The 23780-nt window shown below is 72.5% G+C and carries 24 protein-coding genes; 6 read left to right on the forward strand and 18 right to left on the reverse strand.

The window, feature by feature from the left end:
- Positions 1-25: 25 nt before the first annotated feature.
- The 4 genes from DEJ13_RS16870 to DEJ13_RS16885 all read right to left on the reverse strand — a co-directional run bounded on the left by DEJ13_RS16870 (position 26) and on the right by DEJ13_RS16885 (position 2873).
- Positions 26-334, reverse strand: coding sequence for a type II toxin-antitoxin system Phd/YefM family antitoxin (locus DEJ13_RS16870; protein WP_111106003.1), 309 nt, complete (start codon positions 332-334; stop codon positions 26-28).
- 38 nt (positions 335-372) lie between these two features.
- A complete protein-coding gene (locus DEJ13_RS16875) occupies positions 373-1227 on the reverse strand; it encodes a LamG domain-containing protein (RefSeq protein ID WP_111106004.1) in 855 nt (284 codons plus the stop codon).
- Entirely contained in the window at positions 1224-2108 is an 885-nt protein-coding gene (locus tag DEJ13_RS16880) for a S24/S26 family peptidase (RefSeq protein WP_111106005.1), read from the reverse strand. Before DEJ13_RS16880 ends, DEJ13_RS16875 begins: the two co-directional genes overlap by 4 nt.
- Positions 2109-2219: 111 nt before the next feature.
- Positions 2220-2873: a COG1361 family protein gene (locus tag DEJ13_RS16885; RefSeq protein WP_111106006.1), complete on the reverse strand. Its 654-nt coding sequence runs from the start codon at positions 2871-2873 to the stop codon at positions 2220-2222.
- A gap of 194 nt (positions 2874-3067) precedes the next feature.
- Here DEJ13_RS16885 and DEJ13_RS16890 point away from each other — a divergent pair, with 194 nt between their 5' ends.
- On the forward strand, positions 3068-3517 hold the full coding sequence (locus DEJ13_RS16890) for a MarR family winged helix-turn-helix transcriptional regulator (protein WP_111106007.1): 450 nt from the start codon (positions 3068-3070) through the stop codon (positions 3515-3517).
- Between the two features lie 3 nt (positions 3518-3520).
- Here the strand turns inward: DEJ13_RS16890 and DEJ13_RS16895 are convergent, their stop codons facing one another.
- From DEJ13_RS16895 to DEJ13_RS16910, 4 genes are all read right to left on the reverse strand, one after another.
- A complete protein-coding gene (locus tag DEJ13_RS16895) occupies positions 3521-3742 on the reverse strand; it encodes a hypothetical protein (protein ID WP_056121244.1) in 222 nt (73 codons plus the stop codon).
- Positions 3743-3775: 33 nt separating this feature from the next.
- Positions 3776-4033 carry a hypothetical protein gene (locus DEJ13_RS16900; RefSeq protein WP_146245166.1) on the reverse strand — a complete coding sequence of 86 codons (258 nt, stop codon included), beginning with the start codon at positions 4031-4033 and terminating at the stop codon, positions 3776-3778.
- Positions 4034-4067: 34 nt separating this feature from the next.
- A complete protein-coding gene (locus DEJ13_RS16905) occupies positions 4068-7205 on the reverse strand; it encodes a GH92 family glycosyl hydrolase (protein ID WP_258374020.1) in 3138 nt (1045 codons plus the stop codon).
- A gap of 64 nt (positions 7206-7269) precedes the next feature.
- On the reverse strand, positions 7270-7962 hold the full coding sequence (locus DEJ13_RS16910) for a TetR/AcrR family transcriptional regulator (RefSeq protein WP_111106008.1): 693 nt from the start codon (positions 7960-7962) through the stop codon (positions 7270-7272).
- A gap of 84 nt (positions 7963-8046) precedes the next feature.
- On the opposite strand from DEJ13_RS16910, the gene DEJ13_RS16915 reads away from it, so the two are divergent.
- A complete protein-coding gene (locus DEJ13_RS16915) occupies positions 8047-8910 on the forward strand; it encodes an NmrA family NAD(P)-binding protein (protein ID WP_111106009.1) in 864 nt (287 codons plus the stop codon).
- 4 nt (positions 8911-8914) lie between these two features.
- On the opposite strand, the gene DEJ13_RS16920 is transcribed toward DEJ13_RS16915, so the two are convergent.
- The 10 genes from DEJ13_RS16920 to DEJ13_RS16965 all read right to left on the reverse strand — a co-directional run bounded on the left by DEJ13_RS16920 (position 8915) and on the right by DEJ13_RS16965 (position 19768).
- Positions 8915-10501 (reverse strand): serine/threonine-protein kinase, encoded by a 1587-nt coding sequence (locus DEJ13_RS16920; protein ID WP_111106010.1) that lies wholly within the window; start codon positions 10499-10501, stop codon positions 8915-8917.
- A 10-nt stretch (positions 10502-10511) separates the two neighbouring features.
- A complete protein-coding gene (locus tag DEJ13_RS16925) occupies positions 10512-11333 on the reverse strand; it encodes a phosphatase PAP2 family protein (RefSeq protein WP_111106011.1) in 822 nt (273 codons plus the stop codon).
- A 170-nt stretch (positions 11334-11503) separates the two neighbouring features.
- A complete protein-coding gene (locus DEJ13_RS16930; protein WP_111106012.1) occupies positions 11504-13189 on the reverse strand; it encodes a bifunctional 3'-5' exonuclease/DNA polymerase in 1686 nt (561 codons plus the stop codon).
- Positions 13190-13256: 67 nt separating this feature from the next.
- Positions 13257-13478 carry a hypothetical protein gene (locus tag DEJ13_RS16935; RefSeq protein ID WP_056121227.1) on the reverse strand — a complete coding sequence of 74 codons (222 nt, stop codon included), beginning with the start codon at positions 13476-13478 and terminating at the stop codon, positions 13257-13259.
- 34 nt (positions 13479-13512) lie between these two features.
- The gene (locus DEJ13_RS16940; protein ID WP_111106013.1) at positions 13513-14289 is read right to left on the reverse strand and encodes a hypothetical protein; all 777 of its coding nucleotides are present in this window, start codon (positions 14287-14289) and stop codon (positions 13513-13515) included.
- Complete coding sequence (locus DEJ13_RS16945; protein ID WP_258374021.1) at positions 14286-15191, reverse strand: carbohydrate ABC transporter permease; 906 nt, start codon at positions 15189-15191, stop codon at positions 14286-14288. Before DEJ13_RS16945 ends, DEJ13_RS16940 begins: the two co-directional genes overlap by 4 nt.
- Positions 15188-16171, reverse strand: coding sequence for a carbohydrate ABC transporter permease (locus DEJ13_RS16950; RefSeq protein ID WP_111106014.1), 984 nt, complete (start codon positions 16169-16171; stop codon positions 15188-15190). Before DEJ13_RS16950 ends, DEJ13_RS16945 begins: the two co-directional genes overlap by 4 nt.
- 25 nt (positions 16172-16196) lie before the next feature.
- Positions 16197-17537: an ABC transporter substrate-binding protein gene (locus tag DEJ13_RS16955; RefSeq protein WP_111106015.1), complete on the reverse strand. Its 1341-nt coding sequence runs from the start codon at positions 17535-17537 to the stop codon at positions 16197-16199.
- A gap of 23 nt (positions 17538-17560) precedes the next feature.
- The gene (locus DEJ13_RS16960) at positions 17561-18766 is read right to left on the reverse strand and encodes a Gfo/Idh/MocA family protein (RefSeq protein ID WP_111106016.1); all 1206 of its coding nucleotides are present in this window, start codon (positions 18764-18766) and stop codon (positions 17561-17563) included.
- Positions 18767-18979: 213 nt separating this feature from the next.
- Positions 18980-19768, reverse strand: coding sequence for a DeoR/GlpR family DNA-binding transcription regulator (locus tag DEJ13_RS16965; protein ID WP_056121611.1), 789 nt, complete (start codon positions 19766-19768; stop codon positions 18980-18982).
- A 133-nt stretch (positions 19769-19901) separates the two neighbouring features.
- Here DEJ13_RS16965 and DEJ13_RS16970 point away from each other — a divergent pair, with 133 nt between their 5' ends.
- The 4 genes from DEJ13_RS16970 to DEJ13_RS16985 are packed head-to-tail and all read left to right on the forward strand — an operon-like array spanning position 19902 to position 23747.
- Positions 19902-20780, forward strand: coding sequence for an SIS domain-containing protein (locus tag DEJ13_RS16970; protein ID WP_111106017.1), 879 nt, complete (start codon positions 19902-19904; stop codon positions 20778-20780).
- Positions 20780-21709 (forward strand): ROK family protein, encoded by a 930-nt coding sequence (locus DEJ13_RS16975; protein ID WP_111106018.1) that lies wholly within the window; start codon positions 20780-20782, stop codon positions 21707-21709. Before DEJ13_RS16970 ends, DEJ13_RS16975 begins: the two co-directional genes overlap by 1 nt.
- Positions 21706-22833: an N-acetylglucosamine-6-phosphate deacetylase gene (locus DEJ13_RS16980; protein ID WP_111106019.1), complete on the forward strand. Its 1128-nt coding sequence runs from the start codon at positions 21706-21708 to the stop codon at positions 22831-22833. The genes DEJ13_RS16975 and DEJ13_RS16980 overlap by 4 nt, the downstream gene beginning before the upstream one ends.
- The gene (locus DEJ13_RS16985) at positions 22830-23747 is read left to right on the forward strand and encodes a 1-phosphofructokinase family hexose kinase (RefSeq protein WP_111106020.1); all 918 of its coding nucleotides are present in this window, start codon (positions 22830-22832) and stop codon (positions 23745-23747) included. Before DEJ13_RS16980 ends, DEJ13_RS16985 begins: the two co-directional genes overlap by 4 nt.
- The last annotated feature ends 33 nt before the right edge of the window (positions 23748-23780 follow it).

Below are 23780 nucleotides of genomic sequence, written 5' to 3' on the forward strand. Positions count from 1 at the left end.
GTCGGGTCCGGGCGAGCCCGGTCCGTCACGGTGTCGTGGCGGACTGCTCGGCAGCGATCTCCCGCTCCAGCTCGACACGGCTGACGCCGAGGGACTCCATCGCCACGTCGAGCTCTGTCCGAGCGCCGTCGTCCGTCGCGAAGCGGGCCATGACGAGTGCCGCGTCACGCAGTGCCTCGCGGCTGTTGCGGAGATCGGCGAACTCGTCCGCGCTGACCACCTGCGCAACGATGCGGCCGTGTCGCGACAGGGCCACCTCGCCGTCGTCGATCGCAGCGGAGACCAGCGCGGAGACGCCGGCGCGCGATGCTTCGGTGATGCTGAGGGTCGACATGACCCCAATCTACACAGTCTTCTGTGTAGGAACCAGCGTCACCGGCCGGCCGCGGAGTGGTTCGCGACCTGCGCCGGGGTGAGCACCGTGGTGTACACCGCCGCGAAGCGCATCGAGCCGGTGAAGAAGAAGTTGTTGGGCTGACCGGGCCATCCGCTGACGGTGTCGTAGCCGACGCGCCAGTACCCGGTGTAGTTCTCCGGCGCCGTGTACGCGGCGTTCGACGCGACCAACGCGCCGTCCAGGTAGAGCCGCATGCCCGTGGCGGCCGACATCGTCGCGACGACGTGGTGCCAGGCGCCGTCCGTGACCGAGCTCGGCGACGTGACCACCTGGGTGGTGCTGCTGTACGCACCGAAGACGAGCTGCCCCGCGGTGTTGATGTAGACCTGCCGGTCGTGCTGCCCGGAGACGGCGACCTGGTTGCTGCCGAAGCCGATGAGCATCCCGCCGGCGACGGTCGTCCGGAACCAGACCTCCTCGCTGAACGTCGTCGGGTTGCGCACCGACGTCGGCGTCGAGACGAAGCTCGTCGACCCGTTGAGCACGTACGCGCTCCCGGTGTCGCGGGGGCAGGCGATCGGTGAGGGCGTCGCTGCGACCATCGAGCCCTGGTAGGTGCCGTTCGACGCCGCCACCGACGAGTCGGCTGCGGTCTTCGCACCCGTGGCCTCGCCGAGTCGGTACCGGAACGTGGCCCCGGCGTCGTCGGCGTCCACGGCACTGGCGCACGTGAAGTACGCGGCGGTGCCAGCGGAGTTGCTGCTGTTGGTGACCTTCGCGCTGAACGCGGACCGGGTCGGTGCGAGCTGCGCGAACAGCACCACGACCGCCAGGGCGACGACGAGCAGCAGGGCGACGAGCTTGCCGTCGCGCAGTCGGGCGGCGGTCACGAGGCGCGCACCCGGTGCTCGCGCCCGATGACCAGGCAGCAGACGAGCGGGACGAGGCAGGCGCAGATCAGGAGCGCCCACCCGGCCGGGTCGAGGTCGATGTTCGACGTCAGGTGGTACTGACCGTGACGGCTCAGCTCGTGGATCACCACGCGGCCGACCTCGCCGTCCACCAGGTGCACGCTGTTGCCGCCGTGCGCCTGCACGCGGACCGGGAAGATCCCGGAGGACACGACCGTCGCGACGACGGAGTCGGGGTTCGCGGTGTTGGTGATCGTGGTGACGTTCACGAAGGGCCGGAGGACGAACGCCGCGTACGACACGGTGAGCGACGCCCCGGCGACGCGGAGCGACCCGCGGGTGACCCGGTCGCTGAACGGGCTCGTGAGCAGCCAGATCAGCAGCGTCCCGATGAGCAGGATCGGAGCGGCGCGGAACAGCCAGCCGAGGTGCGGGACGAGCAGCGCGGGTGTGCCGACCAGGTTCTCCTGCGTGAGCGTCCACGGGTCCGTCGCACCGTTGACGTCGCCGCGGGTGTGGATCCCGCCGGCGCTGTCGACGTCGATGACGCGGTGCGTGTAGATGGTGTCCGGCGCGGCGCTGACGCGGAACGACACGATGTCTCCGACCTGCAGGGACGATGCCTGCACGGGGAGGTCGAGGACGAGGGTGCCGACCGGGGCTGCTTCGCCCATCGACGGCGTCTCGACGACGAACATCCGTCCGCCCTGGGTCAGGAACAGGGCGGCCGCGGCGAGCAGCACCGCGGCGAGACCGGCGACCGTCCAGGCGAGGACGACCTCGAAGCGGGTGGCACTCGGGGCGCCGATGAGCGGCCGGGAGAGCGTCCCGGTCAGGGGGAGGGCGGCGGTCTGGCTCATGGTCGTCGTCCTCTCTCAGCTGGGGTTCGTGGCGGGGTGGGGATGGGCGACGTCTCGGCCGTTTCGGGATCGGTCGAGGCGTCGCCCAGCGGGACGGGGACGATCAGTGGATCAGGCGGTGAAGGTCCACGTCATCGGGACCGACGCGGCGAGGCCCTGGTAGGCGTTGCCGGCGCTGCTGTCGAGCGTGACGGCGAAGTTGAACGGGACCGAGGCGCCGGCGGCCGGGGCGGCGGGCATCGTGAACGCGGTGGCGGCTGCGCCCTTGAAGCTGGCGAGCGTGCCGGAGAACACGGTGGTCGAACCCGAGGTGATGACGATGTTCATCTTGGCGCAGAGGTCGGTCGCGGTGCCGTTGAGCGAGCCGTTGTTGGACTGCGTGCAGGTGGCGCCGGGGGTGAGCGTGAAGGTGCTGGCGGCCGCGGTGCCCGTGTTCTTGATCGTGATCGGGGTGTTGACCGTCACGCCCGGGGTCATCGTGGTGCTGCCACCGAACTTGTTGATCGTCGAGCACGTCGCCGAGTTGGTCGAGACGGAGCCGCCGTCGGTGCTGAGGCAGGTGACGGACGCGTTGGCGTTCTGCTCCTGCATGACGAGCGTGCCGCTGGCGGCGGTGTTGCTGCTGTTGGTGATGCTCGCCGCGAACCCGGACAGGGTGCCGGTGAGCGAGAGGGAGAGCAGGACGGCGGCGAAGATGCCCGCGATGAGCGCAACGGGCGCGAAGCGGAGGCGCTTGACCGGGGAGATGCGGTTCGGGTTGGACACGGGGTTACCTCGATGACTGTGTTGGGTGTTCAGGGCGTTTGCTTGATCATTAAGATAGCCAACCATTCACACAACCGGAAGCCGAGCCTCCTCCCCAGAGCGGGGGACAGCACGTGGGACGCAGGGGGACACGACGCCGGGACCCGGGTGGTCCGTGCGATCCTGGGCGACGGGCACACGACAGGGAGCAGCCGGTGGCGGGAACAGCAGACGACGAGGCAGGAGACCTCCTCGCGGCGTTCGACGCTGTGGTGCGCGCGGAGAAGGGCCTGGTCGGACAGCTCAGCGCACGCGCCGGCATCCATGAGACGGGCATGCGCGCGCTGACGCTCGTCAACGACACCGGGTACTCGACCGCGACGGAGCTGGCGGGGTACCTCGGGCTGACGTCCGGCGCCGTGACCAACATGGTCGACCGGCTCGCCGACGCCGGGCTGGTGGAGCGGCGCCCGAACCCGTCCGACCGACGCGGCTCGCTGATCGTGCTCAGCCCGGCCGGCGAAGCCGTGGTCACGGGCACGCGCGAGCGCTACGCGACGGTGTTGCGCGAGGTCAGCACGACGATGGGCGTCGACCTGACGAACGTGTTCAACGAGGTCGCCACGGGCCTGCTCCAGCAGAGCGCCCGCGAACAACGGGACTGACGGCTACGCCGAGGTCGGTGGGCTCGGCACGCGGACGGCCGAGGGCGTCTGGGGCTCGAGGAACAGCGCCGGGGCAGCCGGGTCCGCAGCGGCACCGCTGACCACCTCGACCGCGATGTCCAACCCGTGTGCGGGGTCCTGGTCGAGCTCGAGGCCGTTCTCGGTGGCCTTGTCCTCGGGGATCGCGAGACCCTTCGACGGATCGAACGCGCTGCTCATCGACATGCCACGAGCATGCCCGTCGTCGATGAGCAGGACCTAGGAGTCGAGCTCGGAGTCCGCCGTCAGTTCCTCGGCGTCCAGACGATCGCCAGCCTGGGGTCGACGGAAGACGGGCCCGCCGCCGGCCTCGTCCTCGTCGTGCTGGCGCACCGGGGACCCGTCGGCGTCGGTCGGCTCGGCGGAGCCGGTCAGGTCGCCGCGGTCCTGCTCGACCTCGAGCTCGTCCTGGTCGCTGCCGTCCACGGGGACGTCACTGCCCTGCTGTTCCGGATCGAACGGTGCGCTCATCGACATGGCGCGATCATGCTCCGGCTCGGTGAACACCGGGTCAACGCTGTCCGTCCGACGCGATGAGCTCGAGCTGCGTGACCACCATGTCGGTGTGCGGGGTGAACGAGAACGTCGAGCCGCCGCCCGCGACCCGGAACACGCGCGTCTGCCCCGCCCAGTCGAACACCGCGCCCGACACCGCCGACGCCGACGCCGACGCCGACGACCCGAGCGACACCGACCACGCGTACGTGCCGGGTGACGCGACCGTCACCGTGTAGAGCGACGCCGACCCCACGTCGACCGGGAACGACACCGTCGCCCCCGAAGAGAGCGCCGTCGCCGTGCGCCCGGTGTCGTCCGTCAACGCCGAGGCGCCGACCGGCAGCACGTCGGCCGGGGTGTCCCGGTAGCCGTGTGCCGCCGAGGCGGACTCGGGTCGCGTGTCGGCGGCCCAGCCGAGCGGTGTAGCGGACAGCTCGACGACGATCCGTGACGCCGCGGTCACGACCGTGTGCGGGATGCTGATCGACGTCCAGGGCACCCCGTCGACCGTCACCGACGCGACGTAGGCACCCGCGGGGTCGCCGCTGGTCTCGATGACGGTGGGCGAGCCCCCCGGGGGACGCAGGACGGACCGCCGGACCGACGGCGGCACGATCACGTAGGACCCGCTGGCCGGAGCGAGCGGGTACAGCCCGATCGTCGCGAAGACGTACCAGGCGCTCATCTCGCCGTTGTCCTCGTCACCCGGGTAGCCCTGCCCCAGGTCGGACCCGACGAAGAGGCGCTGCAGGCACTCGCGCACGATGCGGTGCGCGTCGTCGTGACGTCCGGTGAACATCGGGAAGAACGGGATGTGGTGCGCAGGCTGGTTCGACAGGCCCAGCATGCCCATCCGCACGTCGCGGGCCTCGGTCATCTCGTGGATCGGGAAGCCGTAGTGGCCGGAGCGGTCGGTCGCCCCGGTCTCCGGCTCGGCGAAGAAGCGGTCGATCGCGGCGTCGAAGCCAGCCGGACCGCCGTGCAGGTCGACCATGCCGGCGCCGTCGTGCGGCGCGGTGAACATCGTGCCCCAGGCGTTCGTCTCGGTGTAGTCGCCGCCCCACTGGTCGGGGTCGTACCCCTCGCCCTCGCGCCACTGCCCGTCGGGCGTGCGTCCGATGAAGAAGCCGCGGCGGCGGTCGAAGACGTTGCGGTACTGCAGCGAGCGGCGGGCGAACCACTCGGCCTCGGCGTCGTACCGCTCGCGTTCGGCAGCGTCCTCGGTGCGGTCCGCCAGGGCGGCGGCGAGCACCGAGACGCTCCAGTCGTTGATCGCCGCGTCGAGGGTCCACGACATCCCCTCGGAGGTGTCGGTGTCGACGTGGCCGCGGAAGGCGCCCGGGAGGCTCCCCTTGCGTCCGACGCGCTCGTCACGCGGCGGGACGGTCGCGTTCTTCACCGCGCTGCGGTACGCCTGCTCGACGTCGAAGCCGTCGATGCCCTTGGCGACCAGGTCGCCGAACACGGTGTCGCTCGTGGTGCCGGTCATGCAGTCCTCGGCGCCCGGGGCGCTCCAGCGCGGGGTCCACCCGCCGTCGTGGAAGTGCTCGACGAAGCCCTGCGCGAGCTCGGCGGCGGTGTCCGGGGTGAGCAGCCCGAGCAGCGGCCAGGCGGTGCGGTAGGTGTCCCAGAACCCGTTCGTGGTGGTCATCGGTGCCTCGACGACCTCGGGGCCGGGTTCGTCGCGGATCGGCTCCGCCAGGACGTCGCCGTACGGGGAGCGGTGGTGGGGCGTCCCCGTCAACGCGGTCTCGCCGGCCCGGTTCGGGTAGAGGAACAGCCGGTAGAGCCCGGAGTACAGCGACACGAGCTGGTCATCAGTGGCGCCCTCGACGTCGAGCGTCGCGAGCTCGGCGTCCCAGAGCTCCTCGGCGCGGGTCCGCATCGCGTCGAAGGACCCGGCGGCGTCGAGGTTGGCCCGGGCGTCCGCGAACGACACCGTCGAGATCCCGAGCAGCACGTCGGTGTCGCCGTCGACGGCCACCCAGCCGGACAGCGCCTGGTCGGTGAACGCGGTGTGGTCGGCAGTGACGCCCGGGACCCGCACGTGCACGAAGTGCGGCGGGGTGCCCGGCCGGTCGTCCAGGTGCGCCTCGACCACGGCGGTGCCGTCGTCGTCGACCCGCACCGCGGCGTCGAGGACGCGCCCGTGGTGGTCGAGCACGATGCTCCGCGCGCCGGTGAACCGGAAGCCCAGGGCGAACTCCCCCGCGGTCATCTCGGCGGTGACCCCGTCCTCGAGCGCCACGCGGTACCGGTGCGGGCCGTCGAGCTCGTCGTCGTGGTCGAACGCCAGTGCGCGGGCCGTGCGGTCGACGTCGGGGGTCGCGAGCGGGGACGGCATCACCTGGAAGACCCCACGGTCCCCCATCCACGGCGACGGGATGTGGCTGGTCGCGAAGGCCTGGATCGCGGGGCGGTCGTCGCTCGCCCGGTCGTGCTCCTGGTACGCGTAGGGCCACCGGTTGCTGGCGGCGTCGGTCATCGGCAGGCCGAACACCCCGCCGTGCGGCAGCCCGACGAGCGGGGCGTTGTTGCCGCGGGAGAACCGCGACGAGGCCTGCGTGCCCCGGGTCGTGCGGACGTGGTCGAGCGGCTTCGTGGCGGCCGGCCGGCGGGGCTGCTCGATCCGGACGTCGTCGAGCCAGCCACGGAGGGCGGGACGCGCGTCGCCGCCGGCCGCAGCGGAGGTGGCGGAGCCGAGCCGTGCCTCCAGGCGGTCCACCACCCGACCCGCGAACGGCGTCAGGTCGACCTGACGCCGGTTCCACTGGTCGACCCACTGCTTGCGGGCGGTGTCCTGCGCGGCCGGGGTGAGAGCGTCGCCGTACTGGTCGGTCGCGCTGTCGCCGGCGCGGGAGCCGTCGGTGAAGACCACGTCGAGGGCGAAGGCCGTGGCGTCCCAGAAGTGCGGCAGGTCGTCGGGCGTGGGCTCCGTCGCGCCGTCGGGCAGCGTCCGCTCGGGGAACCAGACCCACGACAGGCGCTCGCCGGCCGTGATCGTGTGTCCCGCGAAGCCGGGGACCACCGCCGTGGTCTGGTCGTCACCGTCGCTGCGCTCGACGAGCCAGCCCTGGGATGAGATGAAGCCGACGTGGTTCCTGGCTGCGACGGCCGTCGTCGGGCCACCGCTCCGTTGCAGTTCTCGCACGTCGTCCACCCTATTTGCTCCAGAGGATGGACGAAACCCCGCCCGCGCGCCGCCGCGCCGCCGCTCAGCCCTCGGCGATCCGCTCGAGCCACTCGCGCAGCAGCGCCTGCTCGGCGGGACGCAGCGCTGCGAGCGCCCGGTCGTCCGCAGCCAGACGGACCGCCGCCGCACGCGGGTCGACGCCGTGCACCGGTCCGGAGGCCTGCTCGGACGCCGGCTCGGTGAGGACCGCGCTCGCCAACGCCTGCCACGCCGCCCCGACCAGCTGCGGGTCCCGCTCGCCGACCGGCGTGCCGATCAGGTCGAGCACGACGCCGACACCGATGGCGTGCACGAGGGACACCGCCCGCGACTCCGGCACGCGCAGACGCCCGGCCAGCGCCACGCGGTGCACCCGCTCGCGCAGCACGGCGATCCCCTGGTCCTCCGTCGTCGAGTGCGCGCGCAGCGGGTCCGAGAACAGCGCCGTGAGCCCGGGGTTGGCCAGGCCGAACGCGATGTGCGCGTCGAACGAGTCCCGCAGGTGCTCGACGGGGTCGACGTCGTCGGGCACGGTCTTGCCGGCGACGTACGCGGCGAAGACCCGCTCGGCGACCGCCGTGAGCAGACCGTCCTTGTCGCCGAAGTGGCGGTAGATCGTCGGCGCCTGCACCCCGGCGGCGCTGGCCACGGCGCGGGTGGTCACGGTCCGGGGCCCTCCGTCGGCGAGCAGGTCGGCGGCGGCTTCGACGATGCGGTCGCGGACGGAGTCGGTCACGGATCAACGATAACGGGTCCTTGCTACCGCTGAGTTTCCAGTGTTATGTTCCTGATGTTTCCACTGATAACGAAGGGTCTCCCCATGATCATCGTCACCGGCGCCACCGGCGCCCTGGGCTCCGCCACCGTGCAGGCCCTGCTCACCCGGCTCCCCGCATCCGAGGTCGGCGTGAGTGTCCGCGACGTCGACCGCGCCGCCGACCTCGCGGCACGTGGCGTCCGCGTCCGCGCCGGCGACTTCGCCGACCCGTCGTCGCTGGCGCACGCGTTCGAGGGCGCTGACCGCGTGCTCGTGGTCTCCGGCTCGACACTCGGGGCCGAGGGCGTCGCCATGCACGCCGCCGCAGCACGGGCCGCGGTGGACGCGGGCGCAGAGCGGGTCTTCTACACCGCACACCAGGACACCCGGGCCGACTCGCCCGTGGCGTTCGCCGTCGACCACGCCGCCACCGAGGCCGCCCTCGCCGACCTCGACACCCCGTGGACCTCGCTGCGCAACGGGTTCTACGCCCACACCGTGGGGTGGCTCATCGCAGGAGCACGCGAGACGGGCGAGCTGCTCCTCCCCGAGGACGGACCGGTCTCGTGGACCGCGCGCGCCGACCTCGCCCAGGCGGACGCACTGCTGCTCGCCGACGGTCCGGTGTTCGACGGGCCGACGCCGCCGCTCACGGCACGCCACGCGGTCACGTTCGACGACGTCGCGCGGATCCTGTCCGACGTCACCGGCACCACCGTCCGCCGCACGGTCGTGGACGACGACGAGTGGCTCGCGGAGCAGGTGGCGGGCGGCACGCCCGAGCCCGCGGCGCAGCTGCTGCTCGGCATGTTCCGCGCCGCACGCGCCGGCGAGTTCGACGAGGTCGACCCGCTGCTCGGTGACCTGCTCGGCCGCGAGCCGCTCCCCGTCCGCGACGCGATCGAGGCCGCGCTCACCCGCTCCTGAGCGCTCAGCCCTTGTCGTGGCCCGGGGCGCTGCCCGACTTGCCGGGAGCGGAGCCGGGGCCTGTGCCCGTGCCCGTGCCACCCGCTGGCCCCGCGTTCGTGTCACCGACCGGCGTCTGCACGGGCAGCGTCGGCTGGACGGACGGCTGCGGGCCGTTCGACGGCTCAGACGGCTGCGAGGGCTCCGGCTCGGGCTGCGACGGCTGCTGTTCCGGCTCGGACGGCTGCTGCTCGGGCTCGGAGGGCTGCTGCTGCGAGGGCTCGTCCGACGGCTGCTGCTGGGACGGCTCGTCCGAGGGCTGCTGCTGTTCCTGGCTCGGGGACGACGAGTCCGTCGGTGCGGGGGTCGAGCCGCCGCCACCGAGTGCGACCACCGCTGCGATGATGCCGGCGAGCACGAGCACGCCGACGATGACGAGCGTGACGATCAGCCCCGTACGGCGCTTGCGCTCCTCGGGCGGCTCGGGCTGTGCGGCACGTGGCGCGACGGGCGCGCCGCCGCCGGTACCGCCGGCGTTCCCCCGCTGTGCACCGAGCACGGTGGTCGCGACGTCGTCCTGCCGGGAGGCCCCGCTCGCCGGCATCACGCGGGTCGCGTCGTCCTGCGGTCGGGTCACGGGCATCGCGCGCGTCGGTTGGTCCGCGCCGGACATCGCCTGGGTCGCCTGGTCGGCGGACGCTGTCGCAGGCGAGCCGAGCACGGCCGTGGCCCCGGCCACCCCCGCGGCCGCAGCGGCCGGTGTCAGCGTCCCGGGGCCTCCAGGAAGCAGTTGTGTCGCCAGGGCCGCGTCGTCGTGGGACAGCGCGCGCAAGCGGTCGGCCGCCTCGGTGGCGGACGGCCGTTCCGCCGGGTCCGTCGCGGTCATCACGTGCAGCAGCACGCGCCACGACGTCGGCAGCGCGGGGTCGATCTCGGGCGACCGGGCGAGGCGCGCCGTGGCGGACTCGACCGCGGTGCCCGGGAAGGGCATGCGACCCGACAGGCACTCGATCAGCATCAGGCCGAGGGCGTAGACGTCCGCCTTGCCCGTGACCGGCTGGCCCAGGACCTGTTCCGGCGCGATGTAGGCCGCCGTGCCCATGACCGTGCCGGTGCCCGTGACGCGGGCGGCGTCGCGCAGCAGGGCGATGCCGAAGTCGGCGAGCTTGACGTGCGAGCCGTCGGACTCCAGCAGCACGTTCGCGGGCTTGACGTCGCGGTGGACGATGCCCTGCACGTGCACCGCGGCCAGGCCGTCGGCGACCTGGGCACCGACCCGTGCGGTCGTGGCACGGTCGAGGGGCCCCTCGCGCAGCCGCGTCGCCAAGTCGCTGCCGGGGACCAGCTCCATCACGAGGTACGAGTCGCCGTCGGCATCGTCGAGTGCCGCGTCGTAGAGGGTCACCAGGGCCGGGCTGCGCAGGCCGGCGAGCACGTGGATCTCGGCCTCGGCACGGGCCCGCTCACCGTGGTCCACCGCGCCCATGCGGAAGACCTTGACCGCGACCTCGCGTCCGAGTTGCTCGTCGACCGCGCGGTACACCGAGGCCATGCCCCCGTGGCCGAGCGTGCCCGTGACGCGGTACCTGCCGCCGAAGACCCGTTCTTCCATGCCCGGCAACCTACCGGCTCGGCCTGACGGCCTGCGCCGTCGGGACGTCCTCGTCGCGGTGCCGCACGGCCGTCAGGTACAGGCGGTGCGCCGTGACCACGACCGCGAGCCACGCCAGTCCGAGTGCCCACGCCGCCAGCACGTCGGTGGACCAGTGGTGCCCGAGGAACACCCGGGACACCCCGATCGACACCACGAACGCGGTGCCCAGCACGACGGTCCAGACGCGGGTCACCCGGCGGCTCTCGCGGAGCAGCAGCAGGTAGACGATCGTGCCGACGACGACGGTCGCGTTGAGCGTGTGTCCGGACGGGAAGGACGGCGAGTGCTCGAACGGCGGGACGGCGTCGGCGAGCGGCGGACGAGCACGGCCGATCAGGTCCTTGCCCGCGACGGTCATCAGCAGCGACCCCGCGCTGGCGGCCATGAGCAGCACCACGGGTGTCCACGCCCGACGCTGGATCGTGAACCCGACCAGGAACCCCAGCGCGACGATCGGCATCCCGATCGTCCCGGCGACGTTCGTCCACCACGTGACGGCCGTGTCGAGCACGGGTGACCGCAGCGTCATCATCCAGTCCAGGACCGGACGGTCGAGCACTGCGGCGTCGTCCGCTTCCCGCACGCCCTCGTAGACCTCGGACGCGGCCCACGTGCACACCGAGGCCACCCCGATGCCGATCAGCAGCGTCACGATGAGCAGGGGCAGGGCGCCGAAGCGCGCGCCGAGCCGTACCCAGGCGGACGAGACGGTCCGGCCGAGGCGGGTGCGCCAGGTGGTCAGGTCGACGTCGCCGACGGTGCGGTGTTCTCGGCGGTCGTCGTCGGTCATCCGACCAGCTTGCCCGTCCGTGGCTGCGTGCGCTCGGGCGTCAGTGGCGTGCGGCTGCGCGATGGCACGTGTGGTGACGCGGTGCGGGCCCGCACGCCCCGTGCCCGCTTGTTGCCCCGCACCACGCGACCAGCCCCGCACGAGGAGAACGGCAGGCCGCCGGGCGCCCGTCAGTCCTTCGCGCTGCCGTAGTCGTCGACGACCGAGACGGACAGCGGGAAGGTCACCGGGAACGTCCCGAACAGGATCCGGCCCGCGTCCTCGGCCGCTGCCGTGACCTGCTCGGCGACCCAGGCCGCGTCGGCTTCCGGCGTGTGCAGGACGATCTCGTCGTGCACGAAGAACACCAGGTGCGCGCCGTCCCGCACGGGGCCCCGGTACCGTGCGGCGAGTCGGGTCCGGAGCGACGCCATCCACGAGAGCGCCCACTCGGCCGCCGTGCCCTGCACCACGAAGTTGCGCGTGAACCGCCCCCAGCTGCGTGCCCGCGACTCGACCGAGCGCTGCATCGCCGGTGTCCCGTCCACCGACCACGCGCGGTTCCGGGCCTCGAACCACGCCGGTTCCGGGATCGGCGACGTGCGACCGAGCCGCGTCGTCACCGGCTCGCCGCGCTCCCCCGCCCGCGCTGCCCGCTCGACCAGGTCGAGCGCACGCGGGAACGCCCGCGCCAGCCGCGGGACGAGCCGTCCGCCCTCGCCCTGGGTCGCGCCGTACATGGCGCCGAGCATCGCGCCCTTTGCCTGTTGCCGCGTCTCGACGGCCCCGGAGGCGACGACACCGTCGTACAGGTCCCGCCCGTCACCGGCCCTGGCCATGTCGAGGTCGCCCGCCATCGCGGCGAGGACCCGGGGCTCCAGCTGCGCGGCATCGGCGACGACGAGCTTCCACCCGTCGTCCGCGACGACCGCCGGGCGGATGGTCTTCGGCAGCTGCATGGCCCCGCCGCCGTTCGCGGCCCACCGCCCGGTGACGACCCCACCGACGGCGTACTCGGGGTGGAACCGGCCGTCCCGCACCCATTCGTCGAGCCAGCCCCACCCGTTCGCCGTGAGCAGGCGGTACAGGCGCTTGTACTCGAGCAGCGGCGCGATGGCAGGGTGCTCGAGCTGCTGGAGCTCCCATTTGCGGGTGCTGTCCACCACCAGGCCCGCCCGACGCAGCGAGCGCAGGACGTCGGCGGGCGAGTCCGGGCTGAGCGCGGGGTCGTCGAGTGCGGTTCGGAGCGCGTCGGCGATCTCCTCGAGCCGACGGGGCCGCACGCCGTACGGCACCCGGGGACCGAGGGCGTCCTCGAGCAGGCGTTCGTGCACGTCCGCGCGCCAGGGCAGCCCTGCGAAGCGCATCTCGGCGGCGACGAGGGCACCGGCGGACTCGGCCGCGACCAGCAGCCGGAGCGCTCCCGGGTCCTTCGAACCGGCGACGGCTGCGAGCTGCGCACGGAGCTCGGCCGCTGGGTCGACGTCATCGGCCGGCTGCATGCCGGCGAAGAGCGCGTCGTCGAAGAGCGCCGCCTGGGTCGGTCGCGCCACCCGTTCCGACGGCGCGGCACGGTCCCACGACGACTCGGGTGCGGTCTGCAGTGCCGATCCGCGGGCGGCCAGTGCCGCGCGGAGGATCCGGTGCGCCAGCCGCAGGTCGACGCAGCGTGCCACGCGGCCACCCGCTGCGAGCACGAGCGGGTACCAGCGGGAAGTGTCGTCCCACACCCAGCGCACGCCGGGAGCCTCGTGCCGAGCGACGAACGCGGGCAGGTCCGCGTCGGCCACCGGGACCGGCGCGCCGTCAGCAGCGCCGGCGTCGGTCAGGGGCGTCGCGAGGACGCCGCCGTCGACGCGGCTGAGGACGAGGTGCACGGGACGATCATGCCGTGCGCCACCGTCCCCGCTCGACGCGACGGACCAGGGCGAGGACCCGGCCCGGTCAGTGCCGGTCGCGTCGGTGCGGGTCCGTCCCGCCCGGTCGGACCGCGGCCGTGTCGGCGACGTCGATCCGCACGGTGCCGTCGTCGAGCTCAGCGACCTCGACACGGGGGTCCTCGTCGTGCTCGTCCGACCCCGACATCCGCCGGAGCGTGTCGTGGCGGCGCTCGTCGAACGTCATGTCGACGCCGTCGTCCAGGTGGTCGCGGTCCGGTTCGCTCATGGGCGCGACGGTACGCCCGCTGATCTGGACGGGCTCATGCGACGGGAGCGGTCCCGGTGCGTTCCGTCCAGTGCGCGCCACCGGACCAGCGGTCGGCCACCGCACGCTGCACGCGGCCGACAGGCGTCGCGACGCGGGCGGTGGCGAGGTCGGCGCCGAAGACGAACTTCGCGGCGCTCTCGTCGCCCTCGTGCTCATCGTCGGGACCGGGCGGCTCCAGCGTGAACCGGTCGGCGAACCGCGCCAGGTTGGCCTGCGCGCCGATCGCGTGCGGCAGGCCGGGGTCGAGGGTCCAGGACCGGCAGCTCCACACGCGCGCCGTGTGCTCCGGCGCGAGTCGTCGGAGCACGTCCGGTGCCGCGGCGAACGACCGGTCGCAGGCGTCCGGCTCGAGCGGTCCGGTCTCCGGCACGTGCACACCCCAGGCCCGGGTGCCGTCCGGCAGCGACACCCCGAGTTCGAACTGGAGGCGCCCGACGGCCACCACGCGTCCGGTCGCGACCGCGCAGAACCAGGACAACCCGGTGCCCCGGATCCCGTACCGGTCGCGTTTGCGGTCGACGTCGGCGACGCTCGCCGCCGCCTGCGCGTCGGTCGCGCCGTGCGCGACGAGCCACGCCCGGGTCGACGGCAGGACGGCGCGCACCGCGGCGAGCGCGAACTCGTCCTGGGCATCGTCGTCGTCCCGGGCATCCGGGGCCGCTTCCCGGACGCACCTGGTGAGGGACGTCGCGAGGCGATCCGGGTCCACGACCCGACCCACCGCTCCGGTGAGCAGCGCGACGGCGGCGGGGTGGGCCTCCCGGGTCACTTCAGCCCGGACGAGGCCAGCCCGTCGATCACCCGGCGCTGCAGCACGACGAACATGATGAGCACGGGTGCCATCGCCATCAGGCTGGCCGCCATCAGCACCGGGTAGTCGATCGTGCGGTCACTCGACAGCGTGGCCAGGCCCGCTGCGAGCGGCATGTCCTCGGCCCGGGTGGAGACCACGAGCGGCCAGAGCAGCTCGTTCCACGACCACAGCACCGTCGTGATCGCGAGGACGCTGATCGACGGGCGGGCCAGCGGCAGCATGATCCGCCAGAACACCTGGAACGGGTTGGCGCCGTCCATGCGCGCAGCTTCTTCGAGCTCGGGCGGCAGGTTCAGGAAGGCCGTCCGCATCAGGAACGTGCCGAACGCGCTGAACAGACCCGGTGCGACGATCCCGGCCAGGGTGTCGAGCCAGCCGAGGCCCTGCACGATCTGGTACTGCGAGATCAGGTAGACCTGCGACGGGACCAGCAGGATCGACAGCACGATGCCGAGCAGCAGGGCGCGGCCGCGGAACCGCATCCGTGCGAAGGCGTAGCCGGCGAGCGTGCAGAGGATGATCTGCGCGATCGTGCGGATGATCGTGACGTACACGGACGTGCCGAGCTGGCTGAGGAACGGCAGCCGCTCGAACACCGCGGCGAAGTTCTGCCACTGCAGCTCCCCCGGCCAGAACACCGGCGTCACGGACTGCACCTGGGCGTTCGTGGACAGCGACATGATGATCTGCCAGAGGAACGGGAAGGCCATGACGAAGCCGCCGACCCCGAGCACGACGTGGATCCACCAGTGGCTGCCGCCGCGGCGGCCCGCGCGGGTCGTCGCGGGACGTCGGGCCGCGCTGGCACGGGTGGCGACGGCGACCTTCTGGCCCCGTGCCTGGATGATGCCGGTCATGCCTGTACCCACCGTTTCTGGACCCGGAACTGCACGAGCGTGACGATGCCGATGAGGACGAAGATCACCATCGCGATCGCCGCGGCGAAGCCCTTGTCGTTGTCGATGAACCCGGCGCTGTAGAAGTAGAAGACCAGGGACATGGTCTTCGGGATGACCGGGTTCGTGCTGCCGAGGATCGCGTACAGCAGGTCGAACAGCTGGAAGCTCGAGATCGTCGTCACGATGACCACGAAGAAGATGCTCGGGGTCAGCAGCGGCACGGTGACGGAGCGGAACTGTCGCCACCGGCTGGCGCCGTCGAGCTCGGCCGCCTCGTACAGCTCGGGCGGGATGTCCTTCAGCCCGGCGCCGAGGATGATCATCGAGAAGCCGAGCGACGACCACAGTCCGACGAGGCTCACCGCGACGAGCGCGAAGCCGGGCGTCGAGATCCAGTACGGACCGTCGATGCCGAACCGTCCGAGGAACCAGTTGACGATGCCGTAGTCGCCGTTGAACATGATGCGCCAGACGAGCGCGATGGCGGCCGGCATCGCGACGTAGGGCAGGAAGAAGAGCACGCGGTAGAACTGGGCGAACCGCAGGCCGGGGGTGTTGAGCAGGCTCGCGAGCCAAACCGCGATCGGGATGCCGGCCAGCACGATCGCCGTGTAGATGACCGTGTTGAGCAGCGACTGGTACAGCTGCGGGTCCGCGAGCAGGCGGGTGTAGTTCGCCAGGCCGGTGAACGTCGCCCCGCCGAACACTCCCCAGCTCGTGAACGAGAACCAGAAGGTCTGCAGGATCGGCCAGATGTAGAAGGTGGCGACACCGACCAGCAGCGGCAGCACGAACAGCCAGGGCCACGCGCCGTCCGTCCGACCGTGGCGCGGGGTGCGGCCGCCGCCGGGGGCGCCCCGCCCGGACGCGCGCTGCGTCCGGGCGGGGGTGGCGACCGGAGTGGTCGCCGTGTCGGGGTGCTCGGTGTGGATCGTCATCGGATCACTCCAGGACGCCGGGGCGTCACTGCTCCTTGCCGAGGGCGGTGTCCATCTTCGTGGCGAGCTGCTGCGCGACCTGGTCGACCGGCTCGGACCCGTCGAAGGCACTCGGCAGCATGTTCGTCTCGAGGGTGTTCCACGCGGCCGTGTTCTTGGACACCGGCAGGGGCTTGGCGTACTTGACCGCGTCGAGGAAGACCTGCAGGTCGGCGTCCGGCATCGTCTTCGTGAAGGCGTCCTGCGTCCCGGTGTAGGCCGGGATGACCGCACCCATGTCGCCCTGCTGCTGCTGCGCGGTCTTGCCGGCGAGGTAGACCTGCAGCGCCTGGGCGGCCGCCTTGTTCTTGCTGCCCTCGGCCACGACGTTCGACACACCGTGGATGACCGTGGCCTGCTGCTTGCCCTTGGGCAGCGGGTAGACGACGACGTCCTTCTCCATGTCGGAGCCGACGAGTGCCGAGCGGAACCAACTGCCGCCCTGGTACATCGCGAGCTTGCCCGAGGTGAACCACTGGTCGGCGGTCGTGTCGGTGAGCTGCTTGATCGACGGGGATGCCCCGGACTTGATCAGGTCGGTCCAGAACTGCAGGCCGTCCTCCGATGCCTTGGACGCGTACTCGGACTTCGAGCCGTCGGCGTTCAGCACCGAGCCGCCCGCCTGGAAGATCGTGTCGTAGTAGGTGGTCTGTCCGTCCATGCCGCCGGCCGCACCGTAGGCACCCTGGCCCTTGAGCTTGTCGGAGAGCTCCTTGCCGGTGGCCTGGAAGTCGTCCCACGTCCAGTTCTTCGAGGGCAGTGCGACGCCGGCCTGTTCGAACAGCGCCTTGTTCACCCAGACACCGATCGTGTCGAAGTCCTTCGGCACGCCGTACTGGGTGCCGTCGTACGTGTACAGCTTGTTGAGCGCCGAGGAGTAGTTGCCCGGCTTGATCGCCCCGGCCTTGACCTCGCCGGTGATCGGCGCGATCTTGCCGTTCGCCGCGTAGAGCTGGAAGTTCGGGCCGTTCATCCAGAACAGGTCGGGCAGCGTGTTGCTCGAGCCCTGGGTCTGCAGCTTCGTCCAGTAGCTGGCGAACGGGGTGACGTCGACGTTGACCGTGATGTCGGGGTACTCCTTGTTGAAGCCCGCGATGTTGGCCTTGATCGCCTTGACCTGGTTCTCGTCCCAGACGGCGTAGTTCAACGTCGCCTTGGTGTCCTTGGCGATCTTCTCGTAGTCGCCGCTGCCGCCACCGGACGCACCGGACGACGTGGAGCACCCGGCGAGCAGGACGGCCGCGCCGAGGGCGGCGACGGCACCGAGCAGCATGCGGCGCCGGCGACTGCCGGAACCGGTGCCTCGGGCGGGGATGTGTGCGGTCATCGGGTGGTCCTTTCGCACGTCCGTCAGCGGGTGACGGTCTGGGTGGGGTGGGTGAAGTGGGAGACCGTGGCGTCCGGCAGGGCCGGGACGTCGATCGGGACGGAGCCGTTCCGGAGGGAACGGGTCGCGAGCGCGCCGGCCGCCACCGCCGCGCGGGCGGCGATCGGCGACAGGGTGGTCGGTTCGCCGAGTGCGACGCTGCGCAGGAACTCGGTCATGGTCAGCAGGTCGGCGTCGGCGTGGCCGTCCTCGACGCCGTCGACCGGGTACTCGCGGTCGCCGCGGACGTCCCAGCCACGCCGGTGGTTCCAGACCTTGACCACGCCGCCGCCGGTGTCGCCGATGTTCTCGAGGCGCCCCTCGGTGCCGATGACGGTGTAGTTCCGCCAGTAGTCCGGCGTGAAGTGGCACTGCTCGTAGCTCGCCTGCACGCCGTTGTCGAGCGTCATCATCACCATGGAGACGTCCTCGACGTCGACGACCGGGTTGAGCCCGGTCTGCTCGAGCGGCGGCCAGTTGTCCAGCGAGAACCAGTCCCCCATCAGCTCACCGCTGCGGTCGCGACGGTCGGTGACGTCGCCGTACACCGACAGCGATCCCATGCCGACGACGCGCTGCGTGTACCCGCCGGCCAGGGCGTGGATGACGTCGAGGTCGTGACTGGCCTTCTGCAGCAGCAGCGAGTTGACCTTGGTGCGGTCGGCGTGCCAGTCCTTGAAGTAGTAGTCGCCGCCGTTGCCGACGAAGTGCCGGCACCAGACCGCCTTGACCTGGCCGATCTCGCCGCGGTCGATCACCTGACGCATGAGCCGGACGACCGCCGCGTGCCGGAAGTTGTGCCCGACGTAGAGCGGGGTGCCGGTCTCGGCCGCGACGTTGAGCACGGCGTCGGCGTCCTCGACCGTGATGGCGAGGGGCTTCTCGAGGTAGACGGCGATGCCCGCGCGGAGCAGGTCGATCGCGATCTCGGCGTGGGTCCAGTCCGGCGTGGTGACGATCGCCGCGTCGACGAGCCCCACCAGGGCCCGGTGGTCCTCCACCACCTGAGCGTCCGGGTGCTCGGCGTGCCCGCGCTGCCGTCCGGCGGGCGTGACGTCCGCGACGGCGGTGACCCTGGCCTGCAGGTCGGATGCACCGGCGACCGCCTCGGCGACGTGCCGTGCGATGGCGGACCGCTGCCCCATGCCGACCACCGCGATGCGGAGGCCTTCGTACGTGTCGACGCTCATCTCGCTCCCTTGCGTGATTGTGACGCCAATGATGCCGAATCGATCATGAATGCACAATAGGCGCTCACGGATCGCTCACGGAAGCGGGGAGCGAGGGTTTTACACGCCGGTAACGTCCGGTGCGGCGTGCGTCGCGTGCGTCGCGTGCGCCGCGTGCGCCGTGTCGCAACCGTCGGGCCGCTGCGTCGGGGTCCGTGTCGGGGTCGGAGTCGGTCAGTCGGCGACGACGAGCTCGACGCCCGCCGCGGCGAGGTCGGCCGCGAAGGCGGGCGGCACCGGCTGGTCCGTGACCAGGACGTCGATGCGGTCGAGTGGGCAGATCCGGGCGAAGGTGGCGCGCTCGACCTTCGTCGAGTCCGCCACGACCACCACACGCCGACCGACCGAGGCGAAGTGCCGGCTGACCTCGGCCTCGCCCTCGTGCATGGTCGTCGCCCCGTACTGCCCGGTCAGGCCGTCCACCCCGAGGACGACGACGTCCAGCGCGAACTCGTCGAGGGTGTCGCGCACGAGCGGGCCGACGAGCTCGTACGACTGGCGGCGGGCGACCCCGCCCGTCACCACGATCTTGACGTTCGCGCGGACGGACAGCTCGTACCCGATGTTGAGCGCGTTCGTGACGATCGTGATGCCGAACTCGCCGTCGGCACGGTTGAAGCGCTCGCTCTTGCCGAGCTCGCGCGCGACCTCGGTGGTCGTGGTGCCGCCGTTCAAACCGACCGTGTCGCCGGGCTCGATCAGTGCCGCGGTGGCGCGGGCGATCGCCGTCTTCGCCTCGGCCTGTCGCGCGATCTTGTACTGCAGCGGCAGCTCGTACCCGGTCCCGAGCGCGGCGGCTCCGCCGTGCGTGCGCGTGACCAGGCGCTGGTCGGCGAGCGTGGACAGGTCGCGCCGGGCCGTCGCCGCCGAGATCCCGAGCATCTCGCCGATCTCGGAGATCGACACGTTGCCCCGTTCGCTCACGAGTTCGAGCAGGGCGTTGAGCCGCTGTTGCGGAGTCATGACGGCCATCCTACGGGCGGTCCGTACACCCCTCCGTGATCGGGAATGACGTTTTTCCCTCGCACTGCGCACGATCGCTCGCTATGCTGCCGACCATCGATCATCCGGATCGACTCAGGATCGGAAGGCTCCCATGACCGACACCTTCGTGAGCGCGGAGCTCGCGTCGCAGCCGGAGACCTGGCGCGCTGCCGCCGGCCTGCTGCCCTCGTTCGTCGATGCACTCCCCCAGCCCGGCGAACGCGTCGCCGTCATCGGCTGCGGCACGAGCTGGTTCATCGCCATGAGCTACGCCGTCGCCCGCGAGCAGGCGGGTCTCGGCGTGACCGACGCCTTCGCCGGCTCGGAGTACCCGGCGGCGCGCGAGTACGACCGCGTCGTCACCATCAGCAGGTCCGGCACCACCACCGAGATCGTGTCCCTGCTGCAGGCGCTGCGCGGGCAGCGCACCGTGCTCATCACCGCGGTCGCGGACAGCCCGGCGGCCGCTGTCGCCGCCGAGACGATCGCGCTGCCGTTCGCCGACGAGCGGTCCGTCGTGCAGACCCGCTTCGCCACGACGACGCTGGCGCTGCTCCGGGCCTCGCTCGGTGACGACGTCGACGCCCTCGCCGCCCAGGCCGAGACCGCGCTCACGATCCCGGTCGACGACCTCCTCGATGCCGAGCAGGTGACCTTCGTCGGTCGTGGTGCCGCCGTCGGGCTGACCTCCGAAGCCGCGCTCAAGACCCGGGAGGCAGCGCAGTTCTGGGCAGAGTCGTACCCCGCCATGGACTACCGTCACGGTCCGATCGCCATCGCACAGCCCGGGCGGCTCGTGTGGTCGCTGGGGGCCACGCCGGACGGCCTGGCTGACGAGGTCGCAGCGACCGGCGCCCGGTTCGTCCACCACGACCTCGACCCCATCGCGGGCCTGGTCGTCGTGCACCGGTTCGCCGTCGCCCTGGCGGAGCGCCGCGGACTCGACCCGGACAACCCGCGGTCGCTGACGCGCTCGGTCATCCTCACCTGATGGGCGCCGGCGGGGTCGTGCTCGGGGTCGACGTCGGCGGCACGGGCATCAAGGCCCGTGTCGTCGACGAGTCAGGCCGGGTGCTCACCGAGCACCGTGTGCCGACCCCGCGGGACGACCCCGCCGCGGCTCGCCTCGCCGAGGTCGTGGCGGACCTGACCGCGCGGTCGATCGACACCGTCGGGCCGCTCGACGCCGTCGGCGTGGTCGTCCCCGGCGTGGTCGACGAGCGGACGGGCACCGCGGTGCTGTCCGTCAACCTGGGCTGGCGCGGCGTCCCCCTGCGTGCCCGGGTCCACCAGGCCCTGCTCGTCCGGGGCATCACGATCCCCGTCGCCTTCGGGCACGACGTCCGGGCCGGCGCCCTGGCCGAGGTCTGCGGCTCCGACGACACCAGCCGCGCACTCCGGACCGGCTCGGTCGGGTTCGTCCCGGTCGGCACCGGGCTGGCCAGCGCGCTCGTCGTCGACGGCACGGTGGTCGACGGCGGCGGGTGGGCAGGCGAGATCGGTCAGGTCCGCATCACCGAGGGGTCCCACCGCGGCGCGCGGGTCGAGGAGATCGCATCGGCCGGTGCGGTCGCCCGGCGGACCGGTGTCCCCACGGCGCGCGACGCGGTCGAGCTGGTACACGCCGGCGACCCGACCGCCATCCGGGTCTGGGACGAGTGCGTCGACGTCCTCGCCGGTGCGCTCGGGTGGATGACGGCGGTCGCCGGTTGCCACACCCTCATCGTCGGCGGCGGCCTCGCCGAGTCGGGTGCCGTCCTGTTCGACCCCCTGCGCCGTGCCGTGACCGAGCGGCTCCCCGGGCTCCGCCCGCCCGCGGTCGTCCCCGCACGACACCGCGACGCGGCAGGGTCCATCGGCGCCGCGGTGATGGCGCGGGAGCTGCTCGACACCGTCGTCCCGTCCGGAGGACCCGCATGACCCCCACGACCACAGCCACGCTGGTCACCACCGACCGGCTCGTGACCCCCGATGCGGTCCTCGACGACGGCTGGCTGCTCGTCCGGGACGGCGTGGTGACCGCACGCGGCACCGGGACCCGACCCCCACACGTCGACCACGTACACCACGACGGCGTCGTCGTGCCGGCGTTCGTCGACCTGCACGCCCACGGCGCCCTCGGCCACGACTTCGCCTCGTGCTCCGCCGACGACGCCCGTCGTGTCGTCGAGCACCACCGTGCCCGCGGCACCGGCGCACTCGCCGCCTCGATCGCGTCCGGGCCGGTGTCCGCGACCGAGGACGCGCTGCGGCGACTCCGACCGCTCGTCGCCGACGGCACACTCGCCGGACTGCACCTCGAGGGCCCCTGGCTCTCGGCAGCACGGCGCGGCGCCCACGCGGCGTCGCTCCTGCACGCCCCGAGCACGGCCGAGGCCGCCGGGTTCCTCGACGCAGCGGGTGACGCCCTGCGGATCGTCACGATCGCCCCCGAGCTGCCCGGTGCGCTCGACGTGGTCCGGCTGCTGACCGAGGCCGGTGTGGTCGTCGCCGTCGGCCACACGGACGCCGACGCCGACACCGTCCGCGCCGCGGTGGACGCCGGCGCACGTCTCGTGACCCACCTGTGGAACGGGATGCCGCCGTTGCACCACCGCGCGCCCGGGCCGGTCGGGGTCGCGCTGACCGACGACCGGCTCACCGTCGAGCTCATCGCCGACGGACACCACCTCGACGACGTGACCATCGACCTCGCCCGCCGCAGCGCCGCGGGCCGCATCGCGCTCGTGTCCGACGCGATGGCCGCCACCGGCTGCCCGGACGGCGAGCACCGCGTCGCCGGGTCCGCCGTCGTCGTGACGGGCGGGATCGCCATGACCGCGGACGGCTCGTCGCTCGCCGGCAGCACCAGCACGGTCGTCGACGGCTTCCACCGGCTGCTCGACGCCGGTGCCACGCTGCCCGAGGCAGTCGCGGCGACCTCCGGCCGCGCCGCCGGGGTCCTCGGCCTGCCCGAGCCGCTGTCCGTCGGCTCCCCCGCGCGCCTGCTCGTGGTCGACCCGCTGACCCTCCGCGTCCGCACGGGGTCCCCGGTGCCCGCATGATCGTCGTCGTCACCCCGAACCCCGCGGTCGACGTCACGTACCGCGTCGACGAACAGCGCATCGGCACGACCCAGCGCGTGCGGTCGGTCGAGCGTCGACCCGGCGGGAAGGGCCTCAACGTGGCCCGGGTCCTGACCGCCGAGGGGGCCCCGACACACTCGGTGCTGCCACTCGGGGGTGCCGTCGGTAGCTGGGTCGCCGAGCAGGTCGAGGCGCTCGGACTCCCGATGACGGCCGTGCCCGTCGACGGGGAGACCCGCACGACCGTCACCGTGGTGGACGACCGCGCCCACCCCACCATGTTCGGGGAACCCGGACCCGCCACCACGCTCGCGACCTGGCAGGACCTGGGCGGCGTGCTGCGGAGGATGACCGAGGACGCCGACACGCTCGTGGTCTCGGGCTCGCTGCCGGTCGGCGCCGACCCCGGCGCCGTCGCGCCGTGGATCGCCGACGCCGTCGCGGCCGGGCTGCTCGTCGTCGCCGACCTGGCCGGTCCCGCGCTGCTGGCTGCCGCAGCGGCCGGGGCCTCGGTCTGCAAGCCGAACCGTGACGAACTCGCCGAGGCCACCGGGCACCGCGACGAGCGGGACGGTGCACTCGCGCTGCTCGACCGCGGTGCCGGACTCGTCGTGGTGTCGCGCGGCCACCGGGGCATCGCGGCCCACTCCCGCACCGGCGTCGTCGAGGTCGCCGCCGTCCCGGACGTCACCGGCAACCCGACCGGGGCCGGGGACGCCGCGACCGCGGGCCTCGTCCTGGCACTGCGCGACGGAGCCGACCTGCCCCTGGCCCTGCGCACGGCAGCCGCGTTCGGCGCCGCTGCCGTGCTGCGACCCGTCGCCGGCGAGGTCGACCGCGCAGCCGTCCGGCGCTTCCTGACCCCGGGCGAACGCCCGCGGGACCCCGCGTGAGCGCCCGCCCCCGAACCCACGTCCGCCCCAGCA

It is taken from the genome of Curtobacterium sp. MCLR17_007, assembly GCF_003234655.2.
Lineage (GTDB): Bacteria > Actinomycetota > Actinomycetes > Actinomycetales > Microbacteriaceae > Curtobacterium.